This is a genomic window from Pseudomonas sp. TWP3-2 (assembly GCF_049897765.1).
GTDB lineage: Bacteria > Pseudomonadota > Gammaproteobacteria > Pseudomonadales > Pseudomonadaceae > Aquipseudomonas.
The window spans coordinates 107,961-115,948 of sequence record NZ_JAFCWW010000015.1; the positions used below are offsets into that span (position 1 = coordinate 107,961).

A 7,988-nucleotide genomic window follows, 5' to 3' on the forward strand; every position below is an offset into this window, starting at 1 on the left:
CAGGGCCTGTTTCAACTCACGCGCTTACCACTTGTAGGTGGCGCTGGCGACGACACTGCGCGTGTCGCCGTAGTAGCAGTAGAAGCTGTCGCAGGTGGAAATGTATTCCTTGTCCAGCAGGTTGGTGGCATTGAGTGCCAGTGACGCGCCTTTGAGGCTGTTGTCCAGACGGCCGAGGTCGTAATGCACGGCGGCGTCGAACACGGTGTAAGCGTCAGCCTTGCCCAGCCAGGTGTTGGCCTTGTCGCCGTAGGTGTTGCCGGTATAACGCGCGCCAGCACCGATGCCGAAGCCGTCGAGCACGCCGTTATGCCAGGTGTAATCGGCCCACAGCGAGGCTTGTTGATTGGGCATCAGTTGCAGGCGATTGCCCTTGTCGGTGCCTTTCTGCACTTCGGACTTGGCCAGGGTGTAGGCGGCAATGATCTTCAGGTTATCGGTGACGTCGGATACCGCTTCCAGTTCGAGGCCTTTGACTTTGACTTCGCCGGTCTGGCTGGTGATCGACACGCCGTTGACGAAGTTACTGACCGAGACGTTTTTCTGGGTCAGGTCATACACCGCAGCGCTCAGCAATGTTTTGCTGCCAGGTGGCTGGTACTTGATGCCCAATTCCCACTGCTTGCCTTCGGTTGGCTTGAGCGAGCCTGTGGAAGTGGCGTCAGCGCCGGTGGTTGGCTGGAACGACTCGGCGTACGACAGGTACGGCACGAAACCTGAGTCGAACACGTAGCTGAGCGCCGCGTTGCCGCTGAAGGCCTTGTCGCGCTGGGTGTTGGTTGCATCGCCCTTGTTGATGAATTGAGTGCTGGTGTGCACCCAGTCTTCCCGCCCGCCGAGGGTCAGACGCCATTGGTCGAGAGCCATCTGGTCCTGCACATACAGGCCAGTCTGGAAGGTCTTCTGGTTGTAATCGTAGAACGCGGTCGAGCGCGCCGGCCGCACGATTGGCTGGCCGTAGATCGGGTTGACTACGTTGGTGGTCAGGCCGTCGCCGAAGATCGAGGTGTAGTTGGTGTTGCTGCGCTGGTGGTCCAGCCCCAGCAGCAAGGTGTGACGGATATCGCCAGTGGCGAAATCGGCCTGGAAGTGGTTATCCACCGCGAACTGGCTGATGTCTTCGTCGACGCTGGTGCTGGTGCGACCGACGTTGCCTTGGTCATCCACCTGGGTGAACGGATAGGAACCTGGCGTCAGCGACTGGAACGACAGATCGGACTTGGTGTAACGCAGGTTCTGCTTGAACTGCCAGGTGTCATTCAAACGATGTTCGAACGCATAGCCCAGCGCGTAATAAGTGCGGTCGTAGTATTCCCAATCCGGGTCGCCGAGGTTTTTGTGGTGAGAGACCTTGCCGAACGGCATGTCGATCTTGGTGCCCTGCACCGGCAGGAACTGGCTGGTTATGCCGGTATCGTCGCGGGTGAACTGGCTGAGCAGGGTGAATTTGGTGTCTTCGTCGATGTTCCAGGTCAGGCTCGGCGCGATGTTGTAGCGCTTGTTGTCGACGTGGTCGACCTGAGTGCCGCTGTCACGCACTACGCCGCTGATACCGTAGAGAAACTGCCCGGCGTCGTCGATCTTGCCGGTGCTGGCGAAGTTGATCTGGCGGTGGTTGTCGCTGCCGTATTGCAGCTGGATTTCACTGCTCTGCACATCACTTGGACGGCGGCTGACCATGTCCAGCAAGCCGCCCGGCGGGGTCTGGCCGTACACCGACGAGGCCGGGCCACGCAGCAGGGCGAGGCGGTCGAGGTTCCAGGTTTCCTGTTTCGGGTTGGCGTACACGCCTTTGGGCAGCGGCAGACCGTCGAGAAACTGGGTCGGTTCGAAGCCACGCACGCGCAGCCAGTCGGCGCGAGCATCGCTGCCGTAGCTGCTGGCGGTGATGCCCGGCATGTAGCGCACGGCGTCATCGAGGCTGTGCACGCCACGGTCTTCCATTTGCTGGCGGGTGGCGACCGAAATCGAACGCGGTGCTTCGACCAGCGCGGTGTCAGTCTTGCTGCCGGCGGCAGTGCGCGTCGCGGTGTAGCCTTCGACCGGACTCCACGCGGTTTCAATGTTTTCTACGCCGATCACCGAGGTTTCCGGCAGCGCCATCACGCCGTCCGGCACGGCGACCAGGGTGTAAGTCCCGGCACTGCTTTGTTCCAGTTGCAGACCCGTGCCACGCAGAGCAGCGCGCAGGGCGCCGGCCGCATCGTATTGGCCGTTGACCGCCGCCGAAGTCTTGCCGGCGGCCAGCGCCGGGTTCAGCGACAGCGCGAGCCCGCCCTGACTGGCGATCTGGTTCAACGTGGTCGACAGCGGAGCCGCCGGCAGGTTGTAGGCGCGCACGCTCGACGCCTGTTCAGCGGCGATCAGTTGGCTGCTGACCAGCGGGGTGCTGAAGGCAATGGCGACCGCCAACAAACTGGGGCGCAACAAGGTGTCTAGCGAACGGGACATACGGCGGCTCCTGAATGGAAATATTTCTCAATTGCCTGTGTGCCGAACGAGAATCAAAAAGTGATAGGGCTGGATGAAAATTATTTCTATTAACTTGAAATGGGGCTGCTGGTTCTTGTGGCAACCCTGGTTTTTATGGACAGCTGGCGGCCTCATCGCTGGCAAGCCAGCTCCCACAGTTTCAGTGCTGTTCACAGAATTAATGTTTATCGCAGAACCTTGTGGGAGCTGGCTTGCCAGCGATAGCGGTAGCTCAGGCAGCCAATTACTCAGGTTTGGAATCGGCCTTGGCCACGGTCACCCACCACGGCGTGTGCTGTTCGATCTGCACCGGCAGAGTCGGGAGCAGGGCGCTCAAGGCTTTGTCGGTGTCGTGCAGCGGGAAGCTGCCGGTGATGCGCAGGTCGGCCACTTCCGGGTCGATTCCCAGATGCCCGCGCCGGTAGCGACTGAGTTCGTGCACCAGATCCTCCAACCGCGCGTTGTCCACCACCAGCATGCCGCGGGTCCACGCGTCCGCGCCGGGATTGAGTGCGATGACCGACTCCAGGCCGTTGTTGCGGATCAGCACTTGCTGGCCTTCGCGCAGGATTTGCTCGTGCGGATTGGCTTGCGGATGCGCGGCCACTGCTGATTTCAAAACGCTCAGGCGCGTGCCGGCGTCTTCGCGTTTGACCAGAAACCGCGTACCCAGCGCGCGCATGCTGCCTTCGGCGGTCTGCACAATGAACGGCCGCGCATCGCCATGCCCGGTTTCGACGAGGATTTCGCCGTCCTGCAATACGATCAACCGCTGCCTGGCGTCGAAGCGCACATCGACCGCGCTGTGAGTATTGAGGTTGAGCACAGTGCCATCGGCCAGGTGCACGGTGCGCTGTTCGCCGGTGGCGGTGCGCTGGTCGGCGAGCCAGTAATCCAGCGGCAGATAACGATCTCCGGTAAACAACGCCAGACCGATCACCGCGACCACGCTGGCGACACCGCTGCCAATTGCCCGCACCCGCCGCCGAATACCTTCGCGCGATTGCAGCAATGCACTGCGCGCCGGGCCGTTGGCCACGCTGAAACGTTGATCGAGCATGCCCAACTGACGCCAGGCGCGGGCATGTTCTTCATGCGCCGCGTGCCACTTGGCAAACTCCTCGCGCTCTAGCGGACTGCTCGAATCGAGGGTTAACTGCCAGGCAATCGCTGCGTCCAGCACATGCGCCGGCACTGGTCTGGAGCTGGCCGGGGTCACGTCGGCTCTCCGTACAGGGCGATGTAGCACTGACGAATGCCTTGCGCCAGATACTGGCGCACGCGCGGTACTGACACGCCGAGCTTATCGGCGATCTCGGCATGGTTCAGGCCGTCGAGACGGTTATAAAGGAAAGCGGCACGCGCCTTGGTCGACAGTTTGCCGAGCATGCGGTCGATGGCTTTGAGGTCCTCGAGGATCAGTTGCTGTTGCTCCACCGACGGCTGCTCGCCTTCGGGGATCAGCATCAGTTCGGTCAGATACGCCTGCTCCAGCGCGGCGCGGCGGAAGTAATCGAACAGCAGACCTTTGGCGATCGCCACCAGAAAGGCCCGTGGTTCGCGCGGAGTGAGCAGTTGATCGCGGCCGAGCAGGCGCACGAAGGTGTCTTGGCTCAGGTCTTCGGCACGTTGCGGGCACGCCACGTTGCGCCGCAACCAGCCCAGCAGCCAGCCGCGATGGTCGCGATAAAGCGCACCGACGAGCTCACTGTGGGGGCTTGGGACTGACGACACCAGACGCACCGATTGGGAAATGTTAACCAACGAGAATTGTTCGCGATTCTGGCAGAGGTGGGAATGGTTAGCAATTGGCCACTGGTCGGGTGGTGCCCGAAGGCGGACCCTCACCCCAGCCCTCTCCCGGAGGGAGAGGGGGCCGACCGAAGTGTCTTGCGCTATACATCGACCTGAACGACCGAGTCGATTATGGATTCGCTGCAGAACGTTCAGGTCGACGTATTTCTGAAGCATCCCCCAATCGGCTCCCTCTACCTCTGGGCGGTCCGACGTTTCGGGAGGGCTGGGGTGAGGGTTTCTTTTGACCTAGAACGAAGGCGCCTCACGCCGACGCTTCCACTGACTCAACCGCTGCTGCAACGCCAGCGGACTGAAAATCTGCTGCTGCCGAGCCCGATTAAACAGAATCAAAGCCAACTCCGCCGTCGCCAGCGCATCCGCACTCGCGTTATGCCGCTCGAACACCTCCAGCCTGAACCACTCAATCCACTCATCCAGCCCTGCCTCACGAATCTGCGCCTGCGGACAAACCAGTGGGGCAATATCCGCCACATCCAGAAAAACCTGCTGCAATTTGTGCCCCAGATGTTCCTTCAGTGCGCGCCCAAGCATGTGCTGATCAAACGGTGCATGAAACGCCAGCACCGGGCTGTCGCCAATAAACTCCAGCAACTCGACCAGCGCCTCGCCCGGCTCACTGCCGGCGGCAATCGCATTCGGTCCCAACCCGTGGATCAACACGCTCGGGCTGAGCTTCAACTCATGACATTGCAAAGTCCGTTCAAACTGCTGACTGAAATCAATCGCGCCGTCCTCGATCACCACCGCGCCAATCGAAAGCACGCGATCCTTGTTCAAATTCAGCCCGGTGGTTTCCAGATCGAGCACCACCCAGCGCTGTTCGCGCAAACTGCATTCGCTCAAGCCGCTGTTCGCCGGCAACTGCGCCAGACGTTGCTGCAAGTCGTGCGGCACTGTCGGGCTGGCCGGGCGCAGCCAGGAAAACAGGCTCATAGCTGATACCGCAGGCTCAGGCTGCTCTGCAGGCGTTGGGCCTGACGCAGGGATTCACGCAGGATGCGTCGGTCGAGATGGTTGAGGCTGTCGGGATCGACTCGATTTGAATACGGCAGATTCTCCCGGGTCTGCAATTGATGTTGCTGCATGCGCGTCTGCTGGATGAAGTGGTAAGCCTCTTCATACGCCGCGCCGTCGAGTTTTTCGATGACCTGTTTATCCACCAGTTGGCGGAAGCGTTCGAGGGTGTTGTTGGCGTCGATGCCATTGGCCAATGCCAGCAAGCGTGCGCCGTCGACAAACGGGGTCAGGCCTTGGGTCTTCAAGTCCATGGTGGCTTTGTCGCCGTTTTTGCGCGTCAGCACGAATTCGCGGAAACGCCCCACCGGCGGGCGATTGCGCAGAGCATTGTCGGCCATCATCCGTTGGAACAGGCGGTTGTCGCCGACCTGATCGAGAATGCCCCGGCGCAGTTGCGCGCAGCCTTGCTCGTCACCCCAGACCACGCGCAGGTCGAAATAGATGCTCGAGGCCAGCAGGTTCTCCGGGGTCGCCTCGCGGATAAACGCCGCGAAACGCCGCGCCCATTCCGCGCGCGACAGACACAGCTCGGGATTGCCAGCCATGACGTTGCCCTTGCACAGAGTAAAGCCGCACAGCGCCAGGCTCTGGTTGATCTGCTGCGCGATTGGCAGCAGCTTGCCGCGAATCTCTGCGGCATGCGCCGCATCGCGTGCTTCAAACAAAATGCCGTTATCCTGATCGGTGTGCAGCGTCTGCTCGCGCCGGCCTTCGCTGCCGAAACACAGCCAACTGAATGCCACGCCGGGGTCGCCTTTTTCCGCGAGGGTCAGTTCGATCACGCGGCACACGGTGTGGTCGTTGAGCAGGGTGATGATATGGGTGATCTGGGTCGAAGACGCGCCGTGAGCGAGCATGCGCTCGACCAGTTGGCCGATCTCACCGCGCAGGGCCACCAATTGTTCAACCCGTTGCGCACTGCGAATGGTCCGCGCCAGATGCACCAGGTCAATCCGTTGCAGCGAGAACAGATCCCGCTCGGAGACCACCCCGCACAGGCGTTGATCCTTGACCAGGCACACATGCGCGATGTGCCGTTCGGTCATGGCAATCGCCGCATCGAACGCGCTGTGATCCGGTGTCAGGTAGAACGGCGCATGGGTCATGTGGCGTTCAATCGGCTGGTTGAAATCGCCAACGCCTTCAGCCACCACATGCCGCAAATCGCGCAGAGTGAATATCCCCAGCGGCGCTTTATTCTCATCCACTGCGACAATGCTGCCGACCTGCTGCTCGTGCATCAGCTTCACTGCTTCACGCAGTGGCGTATCCGGGCTGCACGTCACGGGATGACGCATGGCCAATTCGCCGAGACGGGTGTTCAGCGAGTATTGAGTGCCGAGGGTTTCCACGGCTTTCTGCTGCACTTGCTGATTAACCTGATCGAGCAGGCTGCTGACCCCGCGCAAGGCGAAGTCGCGGAAGCTGTTGGACAGCGCGAACAGTTTGATGAACGCCAGTTTGTTCAATTGCAGGCAGAACGTGTCTTCACCGGCCAGATGCTCAGTCCGAGTCGCACGTTCGCCAAGCAACGCAGCGAGCGGAAAGCATTCGCCGGTGGTGATCTCGAAAGTGGTTTCGTTTCCGCCCTTGGCGGTATGCGGACGTTCACCGACCACCCGGCCCTGTTTGACGATATAGAAGTGCTCGACCGGGCCGTCGGCGGGTTTGATGATGCTCTCGCCCTGGCCGTAGAAACGCATCTGGCATCGCTCCACCAGATAGGCGAGGTGGGCATGTTCCATCTGATTGAACGGCGGGAAGCGCTGAAGGAATTGCAAAGTGCCCTGAATGTTCTGCAACACCGCGGTTTTCCCTGCCTGGGTGAAGGCGTCCGCTTTACTCATAACCATTACCGCAGTCTTTTTCGAATTATTGTTGTCCGATCGTTGCAGCCATGGTCGGCCCCATCGAGCGGGGTGCCCATTGGACGTAAGTCTAGGTAGGGGGTACCGCCGGGTAGTTTTCGGAGATGCCCTACGCGCGCAGTCGGAAATTCTCCAGTTCAGCCCCTTGGAAAATTATCCGACGAAGTGCACATTGAAGCTCTGCTTAGCGATGTCTGACCACTGTGCTAGGGGATTGAATTGGTTATTTAGAGAACGCCATGTCCGACCACGATATTTTGAGCGACGCCGAGCGTGCTGCGCTCAGCGCCGTCATGCTGGAGCCCGACCTGCCGCCGCAGCGGGTCCTGATTGTCGATGATGACAAGGACGCTCGCGAGTTGCTGGCGGAGATTCTGGCGCTGGACGGTATTCGCTGCATGACGGCAGCCAGTGGCGAGACCGCGCTCAAGATGTTGGCCGAGAAGCCTTCAATCGGTTTGGTGATCACTGATTTGCGCATGGGCAATATTGGTGGGCTGGAGTTGGTTCGTGAAGTGCGTGAGTCGGTGCGAGCGGCGCTGCCGATCATCATTGTCTCGGGCGATGCGGATGTGAAGGATGCGATCGCGGCGATGCATTTGAGTGTGGTGGATTTTATGTTGAAGCCGATTGATACGGTGAAGTTGCTTGGCCTGGTCAAACATGAACTAGGGATTGAGCCTTAAGCCAAAGCCCCTCACTGTAGAGACCGGCACATCCTTTACACATTAGACCGGGGACATCGTTTACACCTTTACAGGCTTGATACGCGTTTGGCATCGCGTTCAAGCCTGCCTAAACAGAAGTTGCAAA

General features: G+C 60.3%; 6 protein-coding genes. 1 reads left to right on the plus strand and 5 read right to left on the minus strand.

From position 1 onward, the window contains the following. Positions 1 to 24: 24 nt before the first annotated feature. The 5 genes from ACP7EE_RS20535 to ACP7EE_RS20555 form a co-directional block, all read right to left on the minus strand. On the minus strand, positions 25 to 2,451 hold the full coding sequence (locus ACP7EE_RS20535) for a TonB-dependent siderophore receptor (protein WP_426236287.1): 2,427 nt from the start codon (positions 2,449 to 2,451) through the stop codon (positions 25 to 27). 265 nt (positions 2,452 to 2,716) lie between these two features. Next, positions 2,717 to 3,691: a FecR domain-containing protein gene (locus ACP7EE_RS20540; protein WP_426236289.1), complete on the minus strand. Its 975-nt coding sequence runs from the start codon at positions 3,689 to 3,691 to the stop codon at positions 2,717 to 2,719. Then, positions 3,688 to 4,206: an RNA polymerase sigma factor gene (locus ACP7EE_RS20545; protein WP_426236299.1), complete on the minus strand. Its 519-nt coding sequence runs from the start codon at positions 4,204 to 4,206 to the stop codon at positions 3,688 to 3,690. The genes ACP7EE_RS20540 and ACP7EE_RS20545 overlap by 4 nt, the downstream gene beginning before the upstream one ends. A 309-nt stretch (positions 4,207 to 4,515) precedes the next feature. Further along, entirely contained in the window at positions 4,516 to 5,223 is a 708-nt protein-coding gene (locus ACP7EE_RS20550; RefSeq protein WP_426236291.1) for a 3'-5' exonuclease, read from the minus strand. Next, complete coding sequence (locus ACP7EE_RS20555; protein ID WP_426236293.1) at positions 5,220 to 7,160, minus strand: putative nucleotidyltransferase substrate binding domain-containing protein; 1,941 nt, start codon at positions 7,158 to 7,160, stop codon at positions 5,220 to 5,222. The genes ACP7EE_RS20550 and ACP7EE_RS20555 overlap by 4 nt, the downstream gene beginning before the upstream one ends. Positions 7,161 to 7,414: 254 nt before the next feature. Between ACP7EE_RS20555 and ACP7EE_RS20560 the strand changes: the two genes are divergently transcribed. Beyond that, the gene (locus ACP7EE_RS20560; protein WP_426205670.1) at positions 7,415 to 7,861 is read left to right on the plus strand and encodes a response regulator; all 447 of its coding nucleotides are present in this window, start codon (positions 7,415 to 7,417) and stop codon (positions 7,859 to 7,861) included. The last annotated feature ends 127 nt before the right edge of the window (positions 7,862 to 7,988 follow it).